Annotated in this window: 20 protein-coding genes and 1 riboswitch; of the genes, 8 read left to right on the top strand and 12 right to left on the bottom strand. The window is 72.2% G+C overall.

What is annotated here, in order from left to right:
- Positions 1-10 precede the first annotated feature (10 nt).
- The 6 genes from KBX46_RS11480 to eccB all read right to left on the bottom strand — a co-directional run bounded on the left by KBX46_RS11480 (position 11) and on the right by eccB (position 5,170).
- Positions 11-352: a YkvA family protein gene (locus KBX46_RS11480; protein ID WP_088951252.1), complete on the bottom strand. Its 342-nt coding sequence runs from the start codon at positions 350-352 to the stop codon at positions 11-13.
- 33 nt (positions 353-385) lie between these two features.
- A complete protein-coding gene (locus KBX46_RS11475) occupies positions 386-1,183 on the bottom strand; it encodes a hypothetical protein (protein ID WP_210792487.1) in 798 nt (265 codons plus the stop codon).
- Positions 1,184-1,337: 154 nt separating this feature from the next.
- Positions 1,338-1,694, bottom strand: coding sequence for a hypothetical protein (locus KBX46_RS11470; RefSeq protein WP_210792486.1), 357 nt, complete (start codon positions 1,692-1,694; stop codon positions 1,338-1,340).
- Between the two features lie 206 nt (positions 1,695-1,900).
- Complete coding sequence (locus KBX46_RS11465; protein WP_210792485.1) at positions 1,901-3,184, bottom strand: WXG100 family type VII secretion target; 1,284 nt, start codon at positions 3,182-3,184, stop codon at positions 1,901-1,903.
- Positions 3,177-3,545: a hypothetical protein gene (locus KBX46_RS11460; protein WP_088951255.1), complete on the bottom strand. Its 369-nt coding sequence runs from the start codon at positions 3,543-3,545 to the stop codon at positions 3,177-3,179. Before KBX46_RS11460 ends, KBX46_RS11465 begins: the two co-directional genes overlap by 8 nt.
- Before the next feature lie 89 nt (positions 3,546-3,634).
- Complete coding sequence (gene eccB / locus KBX46_RS11455; RefSeq protein WP_210792484.1) at positions 3,635-5,170, bottom strand: type VII secretion protein EccB; 1,536 nt, start codon at positions 5,168-5,170, stop codon at positions 3,635-3,637.
- A 160-nt stretch (positions 5,171-5,330) separates the two neighbouring features.
- Here eccB and KBX46_RS11450 point away from each other — a divergent pair, with 160 nt between their 5' ends.
- Positions 5,331-6,515 carry a type VII secretion protein EccE gene (locus KBX46_RS11450; RefSeq protein WP_210792483.1) on the top strand — a complete coding sequence of 395 codons (1,185 nt, stop codon included), beginning with the start codon at positions 5,331-5,333 and terminating at the stop codon, positions 6,513-6,515.
- Between the two features lie 16 nt (positions 6,516-6,531).
- Here the strand turns inward: KBX46_RS11450 and eccD are convergent, their stop codons facing one another.
- Positions 6,532-7,929 carry a type VII secretion integral membrane protein EccD gene (eccD, locus tag KBX46_RS11445; protein ID WP_210792482.1) on the bottom strand — a complete coding sequence of 466 codons (1,398 nt, stop codon included), beginning with the start codon at positions 7,927-7,929 and terminating at the stop codon, positions 6,532-6,534.
- 165 nt (positions 7,930-8,094) lie between these two features.
- Between eccD and eccCa the strand changes: the two genes are divergently transcribed.
- The 3 genes from eccCa to KBX46_RS11430 all read left to right on the top strand — a co-directional run bounded on the left by eccCa (position 8,095) and on the right by KBX46_RS11430 (position 12,879).
- On the top strand, positions 8,095-12,060 hold the full coding sequence (gene eccCa / locus KBX46_RS11440; RefSeq protein ID WP_210792481.1) for a type VII secretion protein EccCa: 3,966 nt from the start codon (positions 8,095-8,097) through the stop codon (positions 12,058-12,060).
- Positions 12,061-12,266: 206 nt separating this feature from the next.
- The gene (locus KBX46_RS11435) at positions 12,267-12,575 is read left to right on the top strand and encodes a WXG100 family type VII secretion target (protein ID WP_088951260.1); all 309 of its coding nucleotides are present in this window, start codon (positions 12,267-12,269) and stop codon (positions 12,573-12,575) included.
- Positions 12,576-12,600: 25 nt separating this feature from the next.
- Positions 12,601-12,879, top strand: coding sequence for a WXG100 family type VII secretion target (locus KBX46_RS11430; RefSeq protein WP_088951261.1), 279 nt, complete (start codon positions 12,601-12,603; stop codon positions 12,877-12,879).
- Positions 12,880-12,958: 79 nt separating this feature from the next.
- Here KBX46_RS11430 and mycP read toward each other — a convergent pair whose 3' ends face one another.
- Both mycP and KBX46_RS11420 read right to left on the bottom strand, forming a co-directional pair.
- Complete coding sequence (gene mycP, locus KBX46_RS11425; protein WP_307871400.1) at positions 12,959-14,191, bottom strand: type VII secretion-associated serine protease mycosin; 1,233 nt, start codon at positions 14,189-14,191, stop codon at positions 12,959-12,961.
- A gap of 51 nt (positions 14,192-14,242) precedes the next feature.
- The gene (locus tag KBX46_RS11420; protein WP_210792480.1) at positions 14,243-14,578 is read right to left on the bottom strand and encodes a MarR family winged helix-turn-helix transcriptional regulator; all 336 of its coding nucleotides are present in this window, start codon (positions 14,576-14,578) and stop codon (positions 14,243-14,245) included.
- A 227-nt stretch (positions 14,579-14,805) separates the two neighbouring features.
- On the opposite strand from KBX46_RS11420, the gene KBX46_RS11415 reads away from it, so the two are divergent.
- Entirely contained in the window at positions 14,806-15,534 is a 729-nt protein-coding gene (locus KBX46_RS11415; protein WP_099850111.1) for a carbonic anhydrase, read from the top strand.
- 56 nt (positions 15,535-15,590) lie between these two features.
- On the opposite strand, the gene KBX46_RS11410 is transcribed toward KBX46_RS11415, so the two are convergent.
- Together KBX46_RS11410 and KBX46_RS11405 are read right to left on the bottom strand one after the other, a co-directional pair.
- Positions 15,591-16,610 carry a hypothetical protein gene (locus KBX46_RS11410; protein ID WP_210792479.1) on the bottom strand — a complete coding sequence of 340 codons (1,020 nt, stop codon included), beginning with the start codon at positions 16,608-16,610 and terminating at the stop codon, positions 15,591-15,593.
- Between the two features lie 4 nt (positions 16,611-16,614).
- Positions 16,615-16,745: riboswitch (cyclic di-AMP (ydaO/yuaA leader) on the bottom strand.
- Between the two features lie 166 nt (positions 16,746-16,911).
- Positions 16,912-18,282, bottom strand: coding sequence for a YibE/F family protein (locus tag KBX46_RS11405; protein ID WP_210792478.1), 1,371 nt, complete (start codon positions 18,280-18,282; stop codon positions 16,912-16,914).
- Positions 18,283-18,591: 309 nt separating this feature from the next.
- Between KBX46_RS11405 and KBX46_RS11400 the strand changes: the two genes are divergently transcribed.
- The gene (locus KBX46_RS11400; protein ID WP_210792477.1) at positions 18,592-20,721 is read left to right on the top strand and encodes a copper-translocating P-type ATPase; all 2,130 of its coding nucleotides are present in this window, start codon (positions 18,592-18,594) and stop codon (positions 20,719-20,721) included.
- A gap of 6 nt (positions 20,722-20,727) precedes the next feature.
- On the opposite strand, the gene KBX46_RS11395 is transcribed toward KBX46_RS11400, so the two are convergent.
- Positions 20,728-21,024: a metal-sensitive transcriptional regulator gene (locus KBX46_RS11395; protein WP_088951268.1), complete on the bottom strand. Its 297-nt coding sequence runs from the start codon at positions 21,022-21,024 to the stop codon at positions 20,728-20,730.
- Positions 21,025-21,122: 98 nt separating this feature from the next.
- Here KBX46_RS11395 and KBX46_RS11390 point away from each other — a divergent pair, with 98 nt between their 5' ends.
- Complete coding sequence (locus KBX46_RS11390; protein WP_088951269.1) at positions 21,123-21,332, top strand: heavy-metal-associated domain-containing protein; 210 nt, start codon at positions 21,123-21,125, stop codon at positions 21,330-21,332.
- A gap of 13 nt (positions 21,333-21,345) precedes the next feature.
- A complete protein-coding gene (locus KBX46_RS11385) occupies positions 21,346-22,317 on the top strand; it encodes a hypothetical protein (protein ID WP_210792476.1) in 972 nt (323 codons plus the stop codon).
- Positions 22,318-22,325: the final 8 nt, after the last annotated feature.

Raw genomic sequence — 22,325 nt, 5'->3', positions numbered from 1 at the left:
CTGACCCCGATCATGGCACGCGACGGTGGGCGTGGTCCCGATCCGGCAGGGCGTCCGGCTGACCGGGCAGTTGTCGACCGGCCGCCCGTCGTTGGTGCACCAGCCGGGTGAGGTAGATCAGCGCGGCGGCCAGGACACCCATGTCATCCAGGTAGATCGGGTCCGGGAGCACGTCGACCGGGAAGATCGTGTAGATCAGCGCCCCGTAGAAGGCGAACTTGCCGCCCGCACCGAGCCCGGTCAACATTCGTCGCGTACGCACCACCCGCACCGCGAGCACCACGGCACCGACCAGAGTGGCGATCGCCAGGATGCCGGCGACCACCACGAGCACCCACGCCTGTCGGGACATTCCGTCACGCTAACCCACCCGACGCCGTACGGCTCAGAACGCGGGCACCGTCGCCCGACCGCGAGCGATCACCTTGTTCTCCCGGGTCTGGTCGACCGCCGGCCGGGCGACCTCGCTGAGCGGCAACACCGACGCCGACTCCGCGACCCGCCGTCCGGTCGCGGCGTGGGCCTCCTCGCGCAGACTGCGGGCCGCCGCCACTGCCAACTCGGCCGCCCGCCAGGCAACCTGCTCCTGCTCACGGGCGGCGGTGTGCCGGGCCGCCAGGTTGTCGCGGATCGCCCGTTGCAGCACCAGCTCCTGCTCGACCGGGTGCAACCGCGGGTCCCAGCCGTCCCGGTGCGCGAAGACCTCACTGAGCTGCTCCACCGACAACTCCCGCCGCCAGTACGCATCGAGGGCGGCACGGTGCAGGTAGCGCTCACGGTCCACGTACTCCGCCGGGGTCCGGGCGGTGTGCGGCAGCGGCATCGCGGCCGCGGCAGCGAGCCGTCGCACGGCCGCCTCGGCCGCCTCGTACGTCTGCCAGGCTGCCTCCACCGCCTCCTGCGCGGCCACCCACTCCGCCCGGCGGCGCTGCGCGGTGGTGGTGGCCCGCTCCGCGGCCACCGCGACCTCCTGCGCGTAGCGGCTCTGCTCCCGTTCCTCCTGCGCGTGTTCGAGTTGGCTCGGCATGGCCGCGCGACGGATCCGGGCGACCGGGTCGAGGCGAAGTCGACCGGGCCGCAGCAGGAGAGCGGCGACAGCGACAGCGACCACCCCGAGCAGGCTCAGCCAGATGACGGCGGCTCGGGACAGGTCGGGCAGGACGGCGGAGAGGACGGTTTGCATGATCAGCACCTCGCGCTCGAAGGCGGGTATCGACGGGTGTCAGGAGGAGCCCGACGGGGCCGGTAGGCCGGGAGGTGGGATCGTGCCGTCAGCGGCAACTCAGGTGCCGCGACGGATGACCCGCAACCGGGCCCCGGGGACAGCCGGGCCTGGATCAGCGGGTGGGCGGGCCGCGCCGCGCCGCGGTGCCACGGCCGGGATCGATGGCCGGCGCGTGCCCCGGGACCGCAGTGACCGGACCGGGTGCGGCGATGGTGTCGACCGCGCCGGCGGGCGGGGCGGCAGGCTGGCCCGCGCGCTCGGCGGCCGGCACGGCATCGGGGCGGACGGTGGCCACCCGACTGCTCACGGCACTCGGTCGCGCAGACGTCGGGGCGGGCGGTGAGGTCGCAGCGAGAGCGCCACCGAGGCCGACCGCGAGCACCAGTGCGGTGATCGCCAGTCGGGTCATCTCGCGCAGTGACCGCAGCACGGCCCACCGGGCTGGGCGGACACAGGCTGCGGACGACACCCGACCAACCTATCGCCCGACCCGGCGCGCCGCAGCACGGCGACCGCCGGTTCTGCCGTGACCGCCACCACCATGCGCACTGTGGACGCCGAATATCGAGACCCGGGAAAGGCGGCGCCCCCGGCCGGAGCTGGTCCGGTCGGGGGCACCCTGTGTCGTTCGTCCGGCAGCGCCGGGGGCGCCTGCTCGCCCGTGGCGGATAACGGTCAGTCGCTGGCGCCGAGCACGGGCGGCGCTGCGTTGTCGCCGTCGCGCCACACCATCTCGTCCTCCGTCAACCAGGTCAGCCGCTCATCGGAGTCGTCCTCCTGAGGCCGACCTCGTCCTCCGAGCACGCCGGAACCGCTGCCGCCCGCTCCGCGGCCGCTGCCGGTCGCGCCTGCACGACCGCCACGCTGGCCGTCGATGCTGCGCCCGATCCCGCTGGCGGAGCGACTGTCAGCCGGGGCGGCCGCACCGGTCGGACGGGCCGACGTGGTGGACGTGCTGCCCGAACTGGCGAGCGTGGCGGTGCGGAGGACCCCACCGGCCGGTGCCCCACCCTGCGCGCCGTAGAGCAGACCTGGGCCGGTGCCGGCGCCAGCGGTCACGGTGGTCGGCCCGGACAGACCAGCCAGCCCGGCGGCACCACCAGCGACCAACGCGCCGCCGACCAGCGGGTCCGCCCCGGCGAGTGAGGTGCCGCGGACATCGACATCGCTGCCGACGCCGATCGTGCCGCTGCCGACGGTCGGCGCCCCACCGGCGCCGGGGACACTCTGCTCGGCGAACGAGCCACCGCCGGTGACCGGCGGCGCGGCGACGCGGTCGGGCCTCGCGATGGTCGCGCTGCCGGTGTGCGCGGTGACGTTGGTGCTGCTGGGACCGGCGGTCGCCGTGGCGATGCTCGGAACGCTGCGAGGGGACGTCGGGTCCTTGCTGACCGTGTCGGGAGTGTCCGGTCCCGGCAGGGGCGGGTCGACCACGCGGTCGTAGGCGGAGATCTCGTAACCGTCGGCCAGTTTGGCCACCAGTTTCACCATCCGCTGGTGGGCCTTCTCCTGCTCTTCCTTGTCCTGCTGGTGACCCGCGAGGCCCATGACCACGGCGCCCGGCAGACCGAAGGTGATGGCACCCTTGGCCGCACCGGACAACGCCTTGTCGTTGTCGTCGGTCTCCTCCGGGCTCTCGGCCTGCTTGCGGGCCGTGCGCAGATGGTCGGCCATCATGGTCAGCCCCTGCTTGACGCCGGACATCCCGTCGCTCAGCGCGTCGGAGTGGGCGACGATCAGGCTGAGTCGCCGGTGGAACTCACGACCGGCCGAGCCCGTCCAGGTGTTGCCGAGCTTCTCCAGGTCGCCGCTCAGCTCCCGGCTGAGACCGTCCAGGATTCCCTTGAGCTCGGCCCACTGGGCGGCCACACCCTCGATCTGCTCCGGCTGGCCGGCCATCACGCCGTCGTAGAGCTCCTGGTGGCTGCTGCCCTCGTAGCGGTGGGTGGAGTCAGACACGCCCGTCCTCCTTCGGCTGCAACGCCTGGTCGACCCCGGTCAGCGCGGCGGTGACATCGGTGGCGTTGGCCGCGTTTCGTGCCTCGGCGGTGCGGTAGTTGCTCAGGATCGTGCTCGTCGCCTGCTGTGCCGCCAGCACCGCCCGCCGCACGCGCTCAGCCTGATCGACATAGGACTGGTGGACCTCGCTGTAGCGGCGCGCCTTGTCGGTGGCGTCGAAGAACGAACCCAACGCGGGTGGGCGGCACTGCATCTCAGTGTTGAGCTTGCGCAGCACCGACTCCACCTGGCTCAACCGCGATGCCAGATGCAGGTGGAAGTCCTCAAGGGACAGCAGGTCGACTTCCGTACGCCCGGTCATGGCAAACATCCCCGTCGTTCTGGTTGACAACCGTCAGCGACACTCAGGTTAGTCCACCACTGCGACACGGGGCGACCCGTCACGGCTGCTCAGCCGTCGGCTCCCGTCGATCCCGAGGCCGTCGGCGTCGCGCCGACCGCCCCACCGGTCGGCGACGCAGTGCTCTTTGTCGGAGGAGACGGCGCCGGTCCCGTCGGGGATGCGGCCGCCGCCGACCCGTCGGGCGAGAAGACCGAGAGCGCGTCCTCACGCTTCAGGGTGGGCCCGGTCGGGATCAGTGCGAGCAGCGAACCGGGCACCGCGAGCGGAGTGACTCCGCCGTAACCGAGCACCCCCAGCGTCGCCGCCGAGCCGAGCGGGTAGCGGATGCCCTGCGGGCTGATCAGGTAGATCGTCGAACCGGCGGCACCGGAACCGCTGGTCCCGGCACCCGGCGAGGCCTGCGCGATGACGCCCTTGCCGCCGGGCAGCAGGACCGCCTCGGCGGTGCGTACGGCGTCCCGCCTGGTCTGTGGCACCGGCACCGCGCCCGGATCGGTCGCGGTCAGCTCGTTCGGCACCCGGTCGAAGACCTCCAGGGTCGTGGTGGGAGGGCCGCCGGAACTGCTCGCCCGGTACGTCGCGCAGAGGGCGGTCCGACCCGACGTGGCCGGGTGGAAGGCGGGCATCGTCTCCGGCAGCCCCTCCTCCTCGACCCGCTGCTCGACATACAGCTCGCCCGCCTGATTGGGGGTGATGTCGGTGATCTGACCGCCGCCGCCGACCATCAGCAGGGCGGTGATCTCACTGATCGACGCGAGGCCCTCCCGGGTGAGCACGTAGTGCCGCCCGGCCGCGCTGAACACCTGACCGATCTTGGCCGGTCGGCCGGCCACCGTCCGGGTGCTGGACTCGCCCTCGCCGGCCAGCGACGGCTTGCGCAGCGGTGGCCCGGCCGGTACGGCGTTGAGCAGTTGCTGCCCGACCCGCAACTGCGCGGCGCCGGGCAACTTCAACGCCGTGATCGTCCGGTCACCGCCGAGCACCTGGAGTCGGATGTTGTTGGTGACCAGGTACTTCTGATCGTCCACCACGACCAGCACCGCCCGGTCGCCCAGCGGCACACCGCCGGGCAGCGCCCGGTCGATCACCACCCGCGTGCGGGAGCGCTGCGGGTCGACCGGATCGGGCACGTCGCAGACCGACCAGGGCAGACCGGTCAGCGACTTGCGGTCCGGCAGAGCGTCCGGCGCCCCGACGATGCCAAGGGTCAACCCCCGTGAACGATCCCGCAGTGCCGCCTGGGACATCGTCCGCACCTCGGCGTCGGGCTTGTCGAGGATCAGGCGGGCCGACGCGTAGTTCAGCGTCGGATGCAGCTGCCCGCTCATGAAGACGTACGTCGCGCCGGTCTCCCGTTCGATGACCAGGGTCTGGTCGTTCAGCGGCGCGGTGTTCCCGGTCAGCTGGCCGTAGGCGCCGACGCCACCGAGCACGACGGCCGCGGTGATGACACTGCCGAAGACGGCCATGCCGAGCCGCCGCATCGGCAGGTTGGTGGTCTCCGGATCGCCCGACAGCAACGCGGAGACGATCCGGCGGGTGACGAAGCGGTACGCCTGCACCTGATCGCGGCGGGTCCGCATGACTTACCTCCGGCGGGGTGGATCCGCGACGATCAGGTCGGGGTGCCGTCGCGGGCTTCCCTACGATAAGGGGCCGACCGGGGTTCCTTGGGACCACCGTTCGTGGCCGGCACCGGACCGACCCGGCGCAGAGTCGTACGTGCAGGAGGGACAGTCAGCGATGACGCAGGTTCAGGCACGACCCGCCCGAGCGGCCACGGACCCGTCCACCGTTGCGGCGCGGTCGACGCCGCCGACCGACCGGCCCGGCCGTGGACGGGTCGGCCCGGTGCTGGTCGGGCAGCTCGTGTTGTTGGAGTTGTGCGTGGTCGGCGTCTGGGCCGCGTCGGCCGGGCCCGGTTGGGTGCTTCCCGTGGCGGGCGGCGCGGCGGTGCTGGTCGTCCTGGCGGCCTTCGCCCGCAGGGGTGGCCGCTGGTGGTTCGAGGATCTGCTCCTGCGCCGGCGGATGCGACGTCGCGGTGAGCGCGCGTCGGCGGCGCTGGCCGGCGGCACGGCCACCGACCCGCGGTTGGTCGCGCTCGCCCCCGAGTTGAGTTTCATCGAGTTGACCGACCGGGGCACCCGGCTCGGCATCGGGCAGGACGCTCAGGGGTGGTTCGCCGCTGTCGCGTTGCAGTCCGCCAGCGGTACGACGGTCGGCTCGGCGCACGCCTCCACAGTGGATCAGGCTTTGGGCGTGCTCACGGACTTCAGCGCCCCGGTCTCCCGGGCCCAGGTCGTCGCACACACCCTGGTCTGGTACCCGGCGCCCGGTGCGCCGCCAGCGGCTCACCGGACCGTCTGGGTGGCGCTGCGGCTCACCGTCAGCGACGCGCGGGTCGAGGCGGTGAGCAGGGGTGGCGGTCTGCCCGGCGTACACCGGACCGTGGCCGCCGGGATCGGTCGGCTCGGCAAGGCGTTGACCAGCGCGGGTCTGGCGCATCGGCCGCTGGGTCGCGAGGAGCTGCGCGCGGCCGTCGTCTCGGCCGCCGGTCTGGATCTGGGCCCGGAGGCGCCGACGGAGACCTGGCGAGGGCTGCGCGGCGGCGGTTGGACCCACCGGTGCATGACCCTGCGGGGTCGTTCGGACGCGCCACTCGGTCCGCTCGTCGACGCGATCACCGCGACCTCGGCACCGTCGCACACGGTTGCCGCGACCGTGTCGGTGGACGGCCGGGTGGCGGCGCCGCTGCTGCGGGTCGCCGCAATGGACAACCACGTCGAGGCGCTGGTCAAGGTGGTACGTGACGTCGCCCATCGGACGGGCATGTCCGCCCGACCCCTGGACGGTCAGCATGGTCCGGGCGTCTACGCCACCGCGCCGGTCGCATCCGCGCTGGGCGTCTCCACCCGCCCGCAAGCGTAGGGACCGGCGCGGGCGGTCAGGGCCGGAGGTTGACGATCCAGCCGTAGAGGCCGCACACCCAGAAGGCGAGCGGGACCAGCGCGATGATCAGCAGGATCTCGGCGATGTCGAGGAGGCGGCCCCAGACCGGCGAGATGCGCTTGCCGGCGACGCTCAGACCGTAGATCAGGCTGACCACGGCGGCCAGCACCAGCCCGCCGAGGATCAGACCGAGCCGGACCGACAGCGATCCGTCGGCGAAGGTGGCCGCAGCGGCCAGACCCAGCCCGACGGTGCCCGCCAGCAGCACCGGGGTGCGCTGCGCGCGGCCCAGGAGCGGTCGGGCCCGCAGCAGCGACAGCAGGGCCAGCACCAGGCACAGCAGCACCGCCGGCAGGCGCCCGTCTAGGGCGAGCACGAACTGAGCGCCCAGCACCAGCAGCGACACCGTCCACAGCAGACCGGTCATGAACTGGTCGGCGCGTTCGCTGCGCTGGAGCACCTGCCGGCCGTCCACCGACTCGGTGTCGGTCTTCAGGTCCTCCGGGCCGGTCGGGATCGACGGCACCGGCAGTCTCGCCAGCCGGTAGGCCATCATCGGCAGCGCCGGCACGACGCCGAACGCCACAGCGGCCACCACCGCCGCGGCCGCCGGCGCGTCCAGGCCGAAGACCAGGCAGAGCAGTGCGCCCAGGCCGGTCGCGGCCCCCACCCCGATCGCGGCGAAGAAGAGGGGGTACCGGTCACCGACCGCCATCACGGCCACCGCCCCGGCGACCACCGCGGCGGTCGACGCCAGCAGCACGTGCGGGCTGGCCAGCTCGGTCAGCGGCCGATCACCGGCGAGCAGCAGCAGACCGCCGGCGGCGGCGTGCACCAGGCCGACGATGGCCAGTACCGCGCCGGTCTGACTGTCGCCGACGGCCCTGGACAGCACCGCCGCACCCACCAGCAACGCCACCGCGACCAGCAGGGCGGCCACCGCGCCGGGCAGGTGCGGCGGGCCGGCGAAGAGCGCGGCCAACGCACCGGCGCCGAGCGCCGCCGCCGCGAAGACCACCGCGAAGGATCGGGTCGCACCGACCTGCCAGGCACCGGGGCGCTGGTTGGTCGCGGTGGCGACCGCATCCACCACGTCGTCGAAGACGATCTCCGGAGCGGCCGCGGACCGCGGATTGAAGTAGAGCACCTCACCGTCACGGACGCTGAGCTGCGCAGCCGTACGCCCACCGTCCAGCGGCGCACCACCCAGTCTGGACAGCGCCCAGCCACCGTGCCGCGCGCCCTCGTCGGCCATGTCCTCACCCGCGTAGCGCAGCAGGGTGGGAAGCAGGTCCGCCATCGGGACGTCTGACGGCAGCGCCAGGTCCATCCGGGTACGCGGAGCCACGATGGTGATCCGGCTCAGACCACCGGTCGCCGTGTTCGTCGCCACAGTGGCCTCCAGGTGTGCGTCTGTGATCGGCTGGCCGCGATGCTGCGTCCGGGTCCACCGCGCCCACGGCAGATTACCTACGATGGCGGGCACGTACGATGCCCACCCGCGGGCTCCGGTCCGCGGCGGCACGTCATCAGGGCCGCTTCTGGGGAGGAGACAGCCGTGAGCACTGTCGTGTTCCGCAGGCTCCCGCGTCAGCCGGGGCCCGCCCTACCGCGCGGCGAGGTGCTGCTGGAGTCGCCTCCCGAGCTGCCGGAGCCGACGCCCCGCGGCATGGGGCAGCTGCTCATGATCCTGCCGATGTTCTGCGGGGTCGGTGCGATGGCCTTCCTCTACGCCGGCAAGGGCGGCGGCATGATGACGTACGTCGCCGGTGGTCTCTTCGGCGTCTCGATGCTCGGCATGGCGATCGGTTCACTCGCCAACAGCGGTGGCAAGGACAAGGCCGAGTTGAACGCCGACCGCCGCGACTACATGCGTTACCTGGCCCAGATGCGCAAGCGCACCCGGCGGGCCGCTGAGCAGCAGCGGGCCGCGATGGCCTGGCGGCACCCGGAGCCCGACGCGCTCTGGTCGATCGCGGCGTCCCGCCGCCTCTGGGAGCGGCGGATCACCGAGGACGACTTCGGCGAGACCCGCATCGCCCTCGGCCCGCAGCGGCTGGCCGTGGAGATCGTCCCGCCGGAGACGAAGCCGGTGGAGGACCTGGAGCCGATGAGCGCCATCGCGCTCCGCCGGTTCGTGCGCGCGCACTCCACAGTGCCCGAGCTGCCGACCGCCCTGTCGGTGCGCGCGTTCAGCCGGGTGGCGCTGCGTGGCGACCGCGAGCCCGTGCTCAACCTGACCCGGGCGGCGCTCGGGCAGCTGGCCACCTTCCACGCACCGGACGACCTGGTGGTCGCGGTGGTCGCCGCTCCGGACCGACAGTCGTCCTGGGGCTGGGTCAAGTGGCTGCCACACGCCCACCACAGCGCCCGTACGGACGCCGCCGGCGCGCGCCGGTTGGTCTTCGCCAGCCTGGCCGAGGCCGAGGCCGCGCTCGCCGGTGAGCTGGCGGGGCGACCCCGGTTCGCCCCCGAGGCCAAGCCGCTGACCACCGCCGCGCACCTGGTCGTGGTCATCGACGGTGGGGAGGTCTCACCGACCTGCCAACTGGTGGGGCCAGGGTTGCTCGGCACCACCGTGATCGACCTTTCCGGGACGGTGCCGCGCGACGCGGGCCGCTGGCTGCTCTGCCTCGACGTGGCTGACGGAAGCTCGCTCGACCTGGTCCGGGGCAGCTCGTCGTCGCCGCTGGGTCGACCTGACCAGCTCAGCGCCGAGGCCGCCGAGGGGCTGGCCCGGCAGATCGCCCCGTACCGGCTCTCCCAGCAGCAGACCAGCAGCGACGAGCCGCTGGCCCGCAGCATGGAGCTGCCGGACCTGCTCGGTGTGGGTGACGCCGCGACGGTCGACGTCCAGAACACCTGGCGACCGCGGGGCCACCGGGACCGGCTGCGCATCCCGCTCGGTGTCGGCCCGGACGGCAACGTGGTCGAGCTGGACTTCAAGGAGTCGGCGCACGAGGGCATGGGCCCGCACGGTCTGGTGATCGGTGCGACCGGGTCGGGCAAGAGCGAGCTGCTCCGGACGGTGGTGGCCGCGTTGGCGGTGACCCACTCGTCGGAGGAGCTGAACTTCGTCCTGGTGGACTTCAAGGGCGGCGCGACGTTCGCCTCGTTGGAGGCGCTGCCGCACACCAGCGCGGTCATCACCAACCTGGCCGACGAGCTGCCGCTGGTCGACCGGATGCGCGACGCGCTCGCCGGGGAGATGGTGCGCCGGCAGGAGCTGCTGCGGGCGGCCGGCAACTACGTCTCCCGCTTCGAGTACGAGAAGGCCCGTGCGGCCGGCGAGCCGCTCGCCCCGATGCCCAGCCTGTTGATCATCTGTGACGAGTTCAGCGAGCTGCTCGCCGCCAAGCCCGACTTCATCGACCTGTTCGTGATGATCGGCCGACTGGGCCGGTCGCTCGGCGTGCATCTGCTGCTGGCCAGCCAGCGACTCGAAGAGGGCAAGCTCCGCGGTCTGGACACGCACCTGTCGTACCGGATCGGTCTGCGTACCTTCTCCGCTGTGGAGAGCCGGATCGTGCTCGGTGTCCCGGACGCGTACGAGCTGCCGAACGCGCCCGGTCACGGTTACCTGAAGACCGACACCAGCACGATGCTGCGGTTCCGGGCCGCATACGTGTCGGGGGCGTACCGGGCACCGGGGCAGCAGGCCTCCGCATCGCAGGCGTTGGTGCAGCGACGGATCGTGCCGTACGGCCTCGACTTCGTTCCGGCCCAGGTCCCGCAGGTGCCGGTGGCCACCACGCCCGAGCCGGAGCAACCGGCCGACGGCAAGGCCGTGGCGATGCTCGACGTGCTGATCGACCAGCTCAAGGGCCGAGGGCGTCCCGCCCACCAGGTGTGGCTGCCGCCGCTGGCCGATCCGCCGGGCCTCGGCGAGCTGCTCGGCGCGCTGGCTGTCGACCCGACCTACGGGCTGTGCACGGCGTCCTGGCCCGGCCGGGGGCGGCTGACCGTACCGGTCGGGGTGGTGGACCGCCCGTACGAGCAGCGCCGTGACCCGATGATGGTCGAGCTGGCCGGCGCCGGCGGCAACGTGGTCATCGTCGGCCGCTCGCTGAGTGGCAAGAGCACCATGCTGCGTACGCTGCTCGCCTCGTTGGCACTCACCCACACGCCGCGTGAGGTGCAGTTCTTCTGCCTGGACTTCGGTGGGGGCGCGCTGCGCAGTCTCGACCGGTTGCCGCACATGGCGGGGGTGGCCGGTCGTCGGGACGTCGAGGCGGTCCGCCGGACGGTGGCCGAGGTGGTCGCCGTCCTGGACGACCGGGAGACGCGTTTCGCCCAGCACGGCATCGACTCGGTGGCCAGCTACCGTCGTCGCCGGGCCGCCGGTGAGTTCGCGGACGACCCGTTCGGCGACGTGTTCCTGGTGGTGGACGGCTGGAACACGCTGCGCCAGGAGTACGAGGAGCTGGAGCAGACGATCACCACGCTGGCCAACCGGGGGCTCGGTTTCGGCGTGCACGTGGTGCTCACGGCGGTGCGTTGGGCTGAGATCCGGATCAACATGCGGGATCTGCTCGGCACCAAGTTGGAGCTGCGCCTCGGTGACGCGTCGGAGTCCGAGATCGATCGTCGGGCGGCGACGAACGTGCCGGAGAAGTCGCCCGGTCGCGGTCTGACGCGCGACAAGCTGCACTTCCTCACTGCCATCTCGCGCATCGACGGTCGTCGGGACATCGACGACCTGAGTGAGGCGTCGCTGTCCCTGGCGGGGCACGTGGCGGCCAACTGGCCGGGGCGTCCGGCGCCGAAGGTGCGGCTGCTGCCGCGCAGGCTTCCGGTGGCCGAGCTGGCCCGGCTCATCGACCGGTCGGCACCCGGCCTGCCGATCGGTGTCAACGAGTCGGCACTCGCGCCGGTCTACCTGGACCTGGTCAACGAGCCGCACCTGACGGTCTTCGGCGACGCGGAGTGCGGCAAGACCAACCTGCTGCGGTTGATCGCCCGGGGCATCACCGAGCGGTACACGCCGGCGCAGGCCCGCCTGGTGATCGCCGACTACCGGCGTGGTCTGCTGGGTGCGGTCGAGGGTGATCATCTGCTGGACTACGCCCCGTCGAACCAGGCGTTCGCGCAGGGCCTCGGCTCGATCCGCAGCGCGTTGTCCAACCGGCTGCCCGGCCCGGACGTGACCACCGCCCAGCTGCGCGACCGCAGTTGGTGGAAGGGCCCCGACCTGTACATCCTGGTGGACGACTACGACCTGGTCGCCTCCGGTGGCAGCAATCCGCTCAGTGCCCTGCAGGAGCTGCTGCCGCAGGCACGCGACATCGGTCTGCACCTGGTCATCACACGTCGGGTCGGCGGGGTGTCCCGGGCGCTCTACGAGCCGGTGCTGCAACGGTTGCGCGAACTGGACTCACCGGGCCTGCTGATGTCCGGCAACCGGGAGGAGGGCGCGGTCTTCGGAACGTTGCGGCCGAGCCCGCAGCCGCCTGGTCGCGGCACCCTCGTCCGACGGCGTGATGGTCAGCAACTGATCCAGACCGCCTGGGCGGAGCCGTCCTGACCGGTGTCCGCCGTCCGGTGCGAGGTGATCGGCCGCTCAGGTCCGATTCACCACCATCCATCGGACGTCGCCGGTCAGGGCTGCGAGGGCTGGACCGCTTCCGCTACGGTCTTCACTGGAGTGTCCGTCGGTGGGGTGTTGCTGCCTTGCCGCGGGGGAGGGGTGCGGCGAATCCGCCACCACAACATGACGGAAGGGTGTGAGGCATGGCGTTCGAGGTCGAAGCAGCGACTCTGCATACCGCCGCGAGTGACGTGCGGTCCACGCGCAGCGAGGTTGACGGCGAGCTGAAGAAGCTCTGGAACGTGGTCGACGACCTGGCGATGGCATGGAAGGGCCAGGCGTCCACGGGCTTCCAGTCGCTGATGACGCGCTGGAGCGAAGACACGAGCAAGCTGCTGACGGCGATGGACAACATCGCCGATCTGCTCGACAAGTCGGGTACGACGCACCAGGTCAACGACGAAGAGCAGCAGCAGATGCTGGACAAGTTCCACTCTGCTCTCAACCCGTGATCCGCAGCCAGCAGAGGAGGAAATCGTGACGATCAAAGTTGACTATGCGGTCCTCGAGAGCAGCAACCAGCAGATGCAGGCCATCTCGAAGACCCTCGAGGAGAAGCTCGACACGCTGCGGTCGATGCTGACCAAGCTCCACTGGGACGGCGAGGACCGGGTTGCCTACGAGCAGCACCAGGCCAAGTGGGACGCGGCGGTCCAGGACATCAACCGCATCCTGAACGAGATCGGCGGCGCCGTCGGCATCGCCCGGGAAAACTACCTCACCACCGAGATGAGCAACTCGAAGGTGTGGGGCTGAGGCATTCGGCGGGGTGGCTCCGGTCCGGTTGATCTGGGCCGGAGCCGCACTGTGTCTGGCCTCGGTGCGGCGGCGCCGGTCAGCCGGCAGCCGCTGAGTCGGTGCGCCGGCCCGGGCGCCAGCCCCGTCGGCGACCACGGGTGACGATCGGTCGCGCGATCAGCAGCAGCACGGTGAGCAGGCCGCCGACCGCCGCCGCCCAGATCGCGGCGGGGCGTTGCCAGCCCAGCGGGTCGTCCTGCGCCGGGGGCATCGGGAGGGCGCCGGCGGGCGGGTTCGTCCGGGTGCCCAGCAGGCTCGACACCGCACGGTATGGATTCACCATGCCGTAGCCGATGTCGGCGTTGTGGCCTTCCGGTGGGTTGTCGGCCGTGCGTTCCAGCCGTTCGGCGATCTGTTGTGGACTGAGGTCCGGGTATGCGGCCCGGACCAGCGCGGCCGCCCCCGAGACGTACGCGGCGGCGTAGCTGGTGCCGCCGTTCGGCTCGCCGCGGTAGCCGGCTCCCTGCGGCGCCGGCCCGATGATGTTCAACCCCGGTGCGGCGATGTCGACGTAGTCGCCGCTGATCGAGCTGCCCACGTGACCGCCCTGCTCGTCGACCCCACCGACGGCGATCACCCCGGGGTACGCGGCCGGGTAACCCGGTCTGTCCTGCTGGCCCTCCTGCCGGTTGCCGGCGGCGGCGACCAGCACCACCCGCTTGGCCAGGGCACGCTCGACGGCGGCTGTCAGCTCGGGGCCGGGAACGGTGGTCAGGGACAGGTTGATGACGTCGGCGCCCTGCTCGACCGCCCAGTCGATGGCCGCGGCGATCTGCCCGGGGAGGTCGGGGTCGTTGGTGTCCTTGAGGTCCGGCAGGACCCGGACGGGGAGGATGCGGGCAGCCGGGGCGATGCCGCTGAACGGGACGCCCGTGCCCTCCCGGCCGGCGATGATGCCGGCGATCATCGTGCCGTGCCCGACCAGGTCGCACTGGCCCTGGTTGGCCGGCAGATCGTTGAAGTCGCGGCCTTCGAGCACCTGACCATTGAGCAGCGGATGGGTCGCGGAGACCCCGGAGTCGATCACCGCGACCGTGACGCCGGCGCCCCGGGACAGTGGCCACGCCGAGGACGGCTCAAGTCGGCGCAACGCCCATGGCGTCTCCGTCAGGCTCTCCTCGCTGGCTGGGCCGCAGGAGGGCGCTGCCGCGGCTGCCGGGGTGGGTGCCACCAGGCCGGCGCCGAGCAGAGCCGCCAGCGCTCCACTGAGGACCGCTGTGACGGGACGACGGGACAGGGTGGTCGCGCTCAACGGCGGGCATTCGCGCACCCGCAGAGATTACCGCTGTGTCCGGTCGGGCAGCGGCCCGGCGACCGACGGTCAGGTCTGGGGGCCGACCTCCGCGGTGGACGGATCGGCGAACAGCGCGAGCAGGGCACCGACCTGGCGGTCGGCCTCGGCGGGATGACGGAACCGACCGGACGGGTTGAGGGTGTACTCGTTGCGCCGCCCGACGCGGGTGCGGTGCAGGTATCCGCCCGCCTCCAGGTCGGCGACGATCGCCTGCGCGGCACGTTCGGTCACGCCGACCTCGGCGGCGACATCCCGCAGCCGGGCGGTGGGGTCGCGGGCGATGGCCAGCAGAACGTGCCCGTGGTTGGTGAGGAACGTCCAGTTCCGCCCACCACCGGTGTCGCCCGCCGCCGTCTTCGTCATCGTGTGACCGCCTCTCCGGATGCCGACCCTGCCCTCGAGGAGTCTCGTCGGCCCTGCCCGAGGTGCGTTACCCAGGGGCGAACTGAGGTCAACGTATGAAATCCATATCACGTATACCTTGACGCATCTTACGGTGCGTGTGACCGTAAAAGCCGAGCCAGCGCCCGCCGCCGGCCCGGCTCAAGAGCCGGTTGACCAGGTCAGATGCGTCGAGACGAGGTGCGGGGATGAGTCATTCCGGAACGCCCGGCGGACAGCCGGGCCCGCAGCGGACCACCGACCGCGCCCCGGCGCTGAGCGAGCCGGCCCGCGCGTACGCCGAGTTGGTCGCCGGCAACCGGCGCTTCGTCGGCGGCGCCCCCCGCCACCCCAACCAGGACGCCGGGCATCGGGCCGCAGTGGCCGACGGGCAGCACCCGTTCGCGGTGATCGTCGGCTGCTCCGACTCCCGCCTGGCCGCTGAGATCATCTTCGACCGCGGGCTGGGCGACCTGTTCGTGGTCCGCACGGCCGGCCACACCGCCGGCCCCGAGGTGCTCGGCAGCGTGGAGTACGCGGTGACAGTGCTGGGCACCCCGCTGGTGGTGGTGCTCGGGCACGACTCGTGCGGTGCGGTGCAGGCGGCCCGGGAGGTCGCCACGACCGGCACCCAACCTCAGGGGCACCTGCGGGCGGTGGTCGACGCGGTGCTGCCCAGCCTGCGCCGGGCCGAGACCGAGGGTGTGCAGGACATCGACGGCATCGTCGACATCCACATCGCACAGACCGTCGAGACGCTGCTCGGGCAGTCGCCGGTGCTGGCCGACGAGGTGGCGCAGGGGCGGTGCGCGGTGGTCGGTGTGTCGTACCGGCTCGCCGCCGGAGCGGTCCGCCCGGTGGCCGCCGTGCCGGCCGGCTTCGCGACGCTCGGCGAGGAGGCCGGGCCCCTCGACCCGGCCGCGCCCGCCGCCGCCTGACGCGACGAGGGCCGCTCCGCGCGACGCGGAACGGCCCTCGGCGAGGGTTCAGCGGGTCAGAGCAGCGACATGTGGACGTGGTCGGTGTGGTTCGACGGCCCGCTGTACGAACTCCAGCCAGTCGCCGGGAACCAGATCTGCCGGTTCCAGATCACGTAGTAGATGCCCAGCCGGTCGGCGTTACGGATGAGGAAGGCGGCGACGTTGTTGCCGTACCTCCGGGTGTCATCGTTGTGCCACGGGGCGAAGCCGCTCTTCTGCAGCGACCAGTCGCAGGCACGGCCCTTCGGGTGCTCCCACGGCCCACCGGATCGGTAGCAGCCGACGAACCGGTTGTAGCCGGCCGCCTTGACCTCCTTGTACGCGTGCAGCGTGCGGGGCGTGACGCAACCGGACGTGGTCGGGTCATTCTCGCTGCACGACTGCGGCTTCCAGTCACCGTCGGCGGTGCGACCCGGCCCGATCTTGGCCACCTTCGAGGTGGCGTCCACCAGGCCGCCGGTGAAGCCCTTGCCGCCAACGAGGGAGAGCGCCTTGTCCGCCTCGCTCTTCCGCCTCGCCATCAGGGCGGTCTGCTTCTGCTGCTCGCGGACCTCCGCGTCGAGGGCCAGCTTGGCCTGCTCGGCGCGGGCCTTCACCGTGTTGACCTCGGCGAGCTTCTTCTCATTGACCATGTTCATCTCGTCGAGCACCGCGGCGCGCTGGACGAAGGCGTCGGGAGCCTTGCTCTCCAGCAGCATCGCGAGCGCGCCGATCCGGCCGGTCCGGTACGACTGGGCGGCGATCAGCCCGACCTGTGGGGTCAACGCGTCCAGGTCGGCCTTGGCCCGGTCGACCTCCAGGGCCAGCTCCAACTGCCGCTTCTTGGATTTGTCCAGTTGGGACTTGGCGGCGGAGTAGTCGCGGTTGGCCTGCTCGATGACGTCGGTGAGCAGCTGCGGCTCGCCGTCCTCCTCGTGCCCGGACGGTGTGGGGGTCGTCGGGGCGGCGTGGGCCGGGAGGGGCCCGGCGAGCACGGTCAATGCGGCGATCACGGCCACCACGGGTGTCAACCAGCGGCGTAGGGGTGCCGTCACAATGTTCCCTTCCGTCGACCGCCGACCGGGTTAGCTGACGGGTTCGGGGCGGAAGTGGCCCCTACCGCTGACGCGGATTCACCCCACGTACCTGGGTCCCCGATTCGCCGGTTGGCGATTGGGCGGTGGCACCGCAGGCGCCGCTTCGCGCCTTCATCGGTAACCGGCAGCGAGGTTACCCGAGAGTCGGCCGTGTGAGCTACGCCTGGATGCCGACCAAAAGCGTCATTTCGCCATAGCGTTGAGTGACCAGTGACGTGGTTCTCAGGGTGGACGCCCGATCTGGTCACGCTGAGGAGTGTCACCATGCCGTATCCGTGCTCCTGTTCGGCTCCGGCCACCCGTCGGTGGCGGTGGATGGGGGTGGGGTCCGCGTCGGTTCCGGCTCGTCGGAGCGACCCGCTCGCGGAGAGATGAGTGCGGCCAGTGCCTCCGCCCGGTCCGGCTGAGGTCGCGGGGCGGAAGCGTCGGTGGACGGTGTGGCGTCCGTGCGCCCGGCCGCGGTCACCACTGCGGCCAGCCCGGTGGTCAGTGGCACGGCGGCGATCAGGCCGAGGGTCGCGACCGCGCTGCGGACGATCTCCTGCGCGAGGAACTCGCTGGTGAGGATCTGCCCGATCGGCCGCGCGTCGGCGGTGAGCAGGAGCAGCAGGGGCAGCGACGCGCCCGCGTACGCCAGCACGATGGTGTTGACAGTGGAGGCGATGTGCGCGCGGCCGACCCGGGTCGCGGCCCGGTAGAGCTGCAACCGGGTCAGGCCGGGGTTGGCGTGCGCCAACTCGGTGACGGTGGCCGCCTGGGTGACCGTCACGTCGTCGAGCACCCCGAGCGAGCCGATGATGATCCCGGCGAGCAGCAGACCGTGCAGGTCCACGTCGCCCTGGAACATCGACAGCGTGGTGGCGTCCTCGCTGCCGAAGCCGGTGAGGTGGGTTGCCGCCGTCGCGATGGTGGCGAGCACGCCGGTCAGCACCAGGCTGCCCAGGGTGCCGAGGACCGCGACCGAGGTCTGTGCGGTGACCCCGTGCGTCAGGTACAGCACCACGAACATGATCAGGGCGGCACCCACCACCGCCACCAGCAGGGGTGACTTGCCGGCGCCGATGCCCGGCAGCACGAAGGTGAGCAGGATGGCGAAGCTGGCCGCCAACCCGGCGAGCGCGGCCAGGCCCCGCCACCTACCGAACGCGACGATCGCCGCGGCGAAGACCACCGCCAACCACAGCATCGGGGTGCCACGCTGGTGCTCGGAGATGTTCCAGTTGCTGGTGCTGGGATCGGTGGGATCGGTCAGCTCGACCAGGATGACCTCGTCGCCGACCGCGACCCGGGGTGCGCCCGGCCCGTCGGGCACCGGTGTCTGCACCTGCTGGCCGGCGGACGGCCCATCGTCCACCCGGACGTCGACAGTGCCGCACTGCCCGCCGCCGACGCGTGGTGTGCCCTCCGGGCTCGACGGTGTCGGCGGGCATGGTTCGGTCACCACCCGGGTCACCGTGCCGGGGAAGCGCGGCACATCCGCCCCGCCGTCGGTCTCCGGTGCCCCACCGCGCGGCCAGAGCAGCAGTGCTGCGAGCACGGTGGCGACGAAGAGGGGCACCACCGTCATGATGAGGATCCGCCGGACCCGGGGCGGGGCGGACGGAGCGGGGCGGGTGTGGTCGGAACCCAAGGCGAGACTCCCAACGATCCGGTGCGGGGTACGTGTCAGTGGGCCGGTCGGTTCATCCGCACTGCGGAATCGCGGCGGGAGACGCGGCGGATCGCTGACCGACGACCATCCGATCACGGATGGTCAGTGCCCGGCCCGGGCGGCCAGGAGCGACGCCACCGGGTGGCGGCGCCGTTGCCCGTTCGTGCAGCGGCATGCGGGGGGTCATCGTGGGGAATGCTAACCAGCCCGGCTTGGGGACGCAGGTCGTGACGGAGTGTCGCCGCCGAACCGCTCGCGTGCCGGTCCCCGGCCAGGCATGTTGGAGACATGCCCGCTCAATCACCGCCCGATCCCGGCCATGAGCGGCACGCCACCCCGGCCACGCCCCCGCAGCAAGCGGGGCACGACAACCACGCCGGGCACGACAACCACGCCGGGCACGACAAGCACGCCGGGCACGACAAGCACGACAAGCACGCCGGGCACGATCCGGCGATGTTCCGTCGTCGCTTCTGGGTCTGCCTGGCGCTCACCATCCCGGTGGTCCTGGCCAGCCACCTGGTCTGGGACCAGCTGGGTCTGAGCTGGGACGTTCCCGGCCGCTCCTGGGTGGGTCCGGTGCTCGGCTCGGCGGTGTTCTGGTGGGGCGGCTGGCCGTTCCTGGTCGGTGCGGTCCGGGAGGTGCGGGACCGGGCGCCCGGGATGATGCTGCTGGTCGCGATGGCGATCACCGTGGCGTACACCGCGTCCCTGGCGACCAGCGTGGGCGTCTTCGACCTGGACTTCTGGTGGGAGTTGGCCGCGCTGGTCACCATCATGCTGCTCGGGCACTGGCAGGAGATGAAGGCCATCGGGCAGGCCCGGGGAGCGCTCGTGGCGCTGGCCGCGCTGCTACCGGACGAGGCCGAGCGGGTGGCGGCGGATGGCCGGGTCGAGGCGGTGCCGGTGACCGGTCTGCGGGTCGGTGACGTGGTGCTGGTCCGCCCGGGCGGGCGGGTGCCGGCCGACGGGCGGATCATCGATGGCGGCGCCGAGCTGGATGAATCGATGATCACCGGGGAGTCGCGGCCGGTCGCCCGGTCGACGGGTGATCGGGTGGTGGCCGGCACCGTCGCCACCGACTCGGCGATCCGGGTCGGTGTGGAGGCGCTGGGTGAGCAGACCGCACTCGCCGGCATCCAGCGCATGGTCGCGCAGGCCCAGGCTTCCGGTGGGCGGACCCAACTGCTGGCCGACCGTTTCGCCGCGGCGCTGTTCTACGTGGCCACCGGCACCGCCGTGCTGACCGTGCTGGTCTGGACCGCGCTCGGTCAGCCCGACGAGGCGGTGGTGCGTGCGGTCACCGTCCTGGTGATCGCCTGCCCGCACGCGCTGGGTCTGGCCATCCCCCTGGTCGTCGCGCTCTCCACCGCGTTGGCCGCGCGGTCCGGAATCCTGGTCAAGGACCGGTTGGCGTTGGAGCGGATGCGGACGGTCGGCGCGGTTCTCTTCGACAAGACCGGCACGCTGACCCGGGGCGAGCACGCGGTCACCGACGTGGTGACGGTGCCGGGCATCGGGCGGGACGAGGTGCTGCGGATCGCGGCGGGTGTCGAGTCGGACAGTGAACATCCGTTGGCCCGGGCGATCGTGGCAGCGGCCGGACACGCAGGCCCGGCCCCGGCCGCCGGGTTCCGCTCGCTGCCGGGCCGCGGTGTGCAGGCGACGATCGACGGTACGGAGTACGCGGTGGGCGGGCCGGCGCTGCTGCGGGAACTGGGCCTGTCGCTCCCGACGGAGCTGGTGACGGCGAACGAGCGGTGGTCGGCGCGGGGTGCGGCGGTGCTGCATCTGGTGCGGCTGCCGGACGCCGTGCTCGGCGCGTTCGCGTTGACCGACGAGGTGCGTCCGGAGGCCCGGCGGGCCGTCGACGAGCTGCGTGCCGAGGGCGTCCGAACCATCGCCATGATCACGGGTGACGCCCGACCGGTCGCCGAGGCGGTCGCGGCCGAGGTCGGTTTCCGGCCCGGTGTCGACGAGGTCTTCGCCGAGGTGCTGCCGGGGGAGAAGGACGACCGGGTGGCGGAGCTCCAGCGGCGAGGGTTGATCGTGGCGATGGTCGGTGACGGGGTGAACGACGCTCCGGCGTTGGCCCGAGCGGACGTCGGTATCGCGATCGGCGCGGGCACCGATGTGGCGATCGAGTCCGCCGGGGTGGTGCTGGCGTCCTCGGACCCGCGCGGGGTGGCTGCCGTGGTCCGGTTGTCCCGGGGCTCGTACCGGAAGATGCGACAGAACCTGGCCTGGGCGGCGGGCTACAACGTGGTGGCGCTGCCGCTGGCGGCGGGTGTGCTGGCCTGGGCCGGCGTGGCGTTGAGCCCGGCGGTGGCAGCGGTGCTGATGTCCGCGTCCACCATCGTGGTGGCGCTCAACGCGCAGTTGCTGCGCCGCGTCCGTCTCGACCCGGCGCCGGGCTGAGGGGCGTCAGCCGCGCTTCATCAGCCGGCCGACCGCCGCCATCATCTCGGTGGCCATCTCGTCGGCCCGGCCCTCGGCCGCCCCCTCGTGCATGCAGTGCCGGGCATGCCCGTCGAGCAGCCCCAGCGCCACCTTGTCGAGTGCGGCCTGGATGGCAGAGATCTGAGTGAGCACATCGATGCAGTAGCGGTCGTCGTCGACCATCTTCTCGATGCCGCGGACCTGCCCCTCGACGCGGCGGAGCCGCGTGAGCAGTTGGTCCTTGCTGGCGGTGTACCCGCGGATCGGGGTGGGTGCGGTCATGCGAACCAGGATAGCGTACCCCTGGGGGGTATGGTACGGTCGTCTTCGGGTGGGATACCCCCACCGGGTACGGGTAATCCGTTCAGGGAGGCGTTCCAATGGTCAACACGACGTACCAGGTGCAGGGCATGACCTGTGGGCACTGCGTCAGCGCGGTGAGCGCCGAGGTCGGCGCGATCCCGGGCGTGCAGGACGTCCAGGTCGACCTCGCGGCCGGCCGGGTCACCGTCAGCAGCGACCAGCCCCTCGACCCGGCAGTTGTCCGGGCTGCCGTCGACGAGGCCGGCTACGACCTCGTCGACGCGTGATCGGAGGGCGGGCATGCGCACCGTGACGAGACTGGCCGGGTTCGCCGTGGGCCTCGCGGCGGTCTTCGGCACGACGTACGGGATCGGCCGGGTCGTCGACCGCGCCCCGGTGGTCGAGGGCCGGCACGACGGCGACGGCGCCCATGCGACGGGCGAGCACGACGAGACGACCGACCGGCTCCCCGGCGGCCTGCTCGTCTCCGACCGGGGCTACACCCTCGAACCGGTCGACGCCCCGGCGGACGAGTTCGCCTTCCGGATCGCCGGGCCGGACGGTCAACCGGTGACCCGGTACGACGTGGCGCACGACAAGCAGATGCACCTGATCGTGGCCCGGCGGGACCTCTCCGGCTTCCGTCACGTGCACCCCGAGCTGGCAGCGGACGGCACCTGGCGGGTCGACACCCCGCTGGCCGGTGCCGGGCTGTGGCGGGCGTTCGCCGACTTCACCCCGACCGGAGGCGAGGCGCTGACCCTCGGGGTGGACGTGACCGTCCCCGGTGAGCTGACCGAACGGCCGCTGCCCGCCCCCTCGACCAGCACCACCGTCGACGGCTACACCGTCACCCTGACCGGCTCGCTGCAGCCTGGCCGCACCTCACCGCTGACCCTGACGGTGAGTCGGGGCGGGCAGCCGGTCACCGACCTGGAGCCCTACCTGGGCGCGTACGGGCACCTGGTGGCCCTGCGCCGGGGTGACCTGGCATACCTGCACGTGCACCCGGACGGGACTCCCGGCGACGGGCGGACCCGGCCCGGCCCCGCGGTCACCTTCCTCGCCGAGGTGCCGTCGGCTGGCAGCTACCGGCTCTACCTCGACTTCCGGCACGGCGGGGCGGTGCACACCGCCGAGTTCACCGTCGTCGCCGGCACCCCAGCGGCCGGCACTCCAGCGGCCGACGCCCCACTCACCGGGGGCGACCCGAGCGGACCCGCACCGACCGGGGGCGCCGACCACGGCACCCCCGGGCACGGGCACAACTGACGGGACCA

Origin of the sequence: Micromonospora sp. C81 (genome assembly GCF_018070425.1) — a bacterium.
In the GTDB taxonomy this organism is placed as follows: Bacteria; Actinomycetota; Actinomycetes; order Mycobacteriales; family Micromonosporaceae; genus Micromonospora; species Micromonospora zamorensis.
The sequence above is the reverse complement of the archived record's forward strand: the minus strand, read 5'-3'. Positions and strand labels throughout refer to the sequence as shown.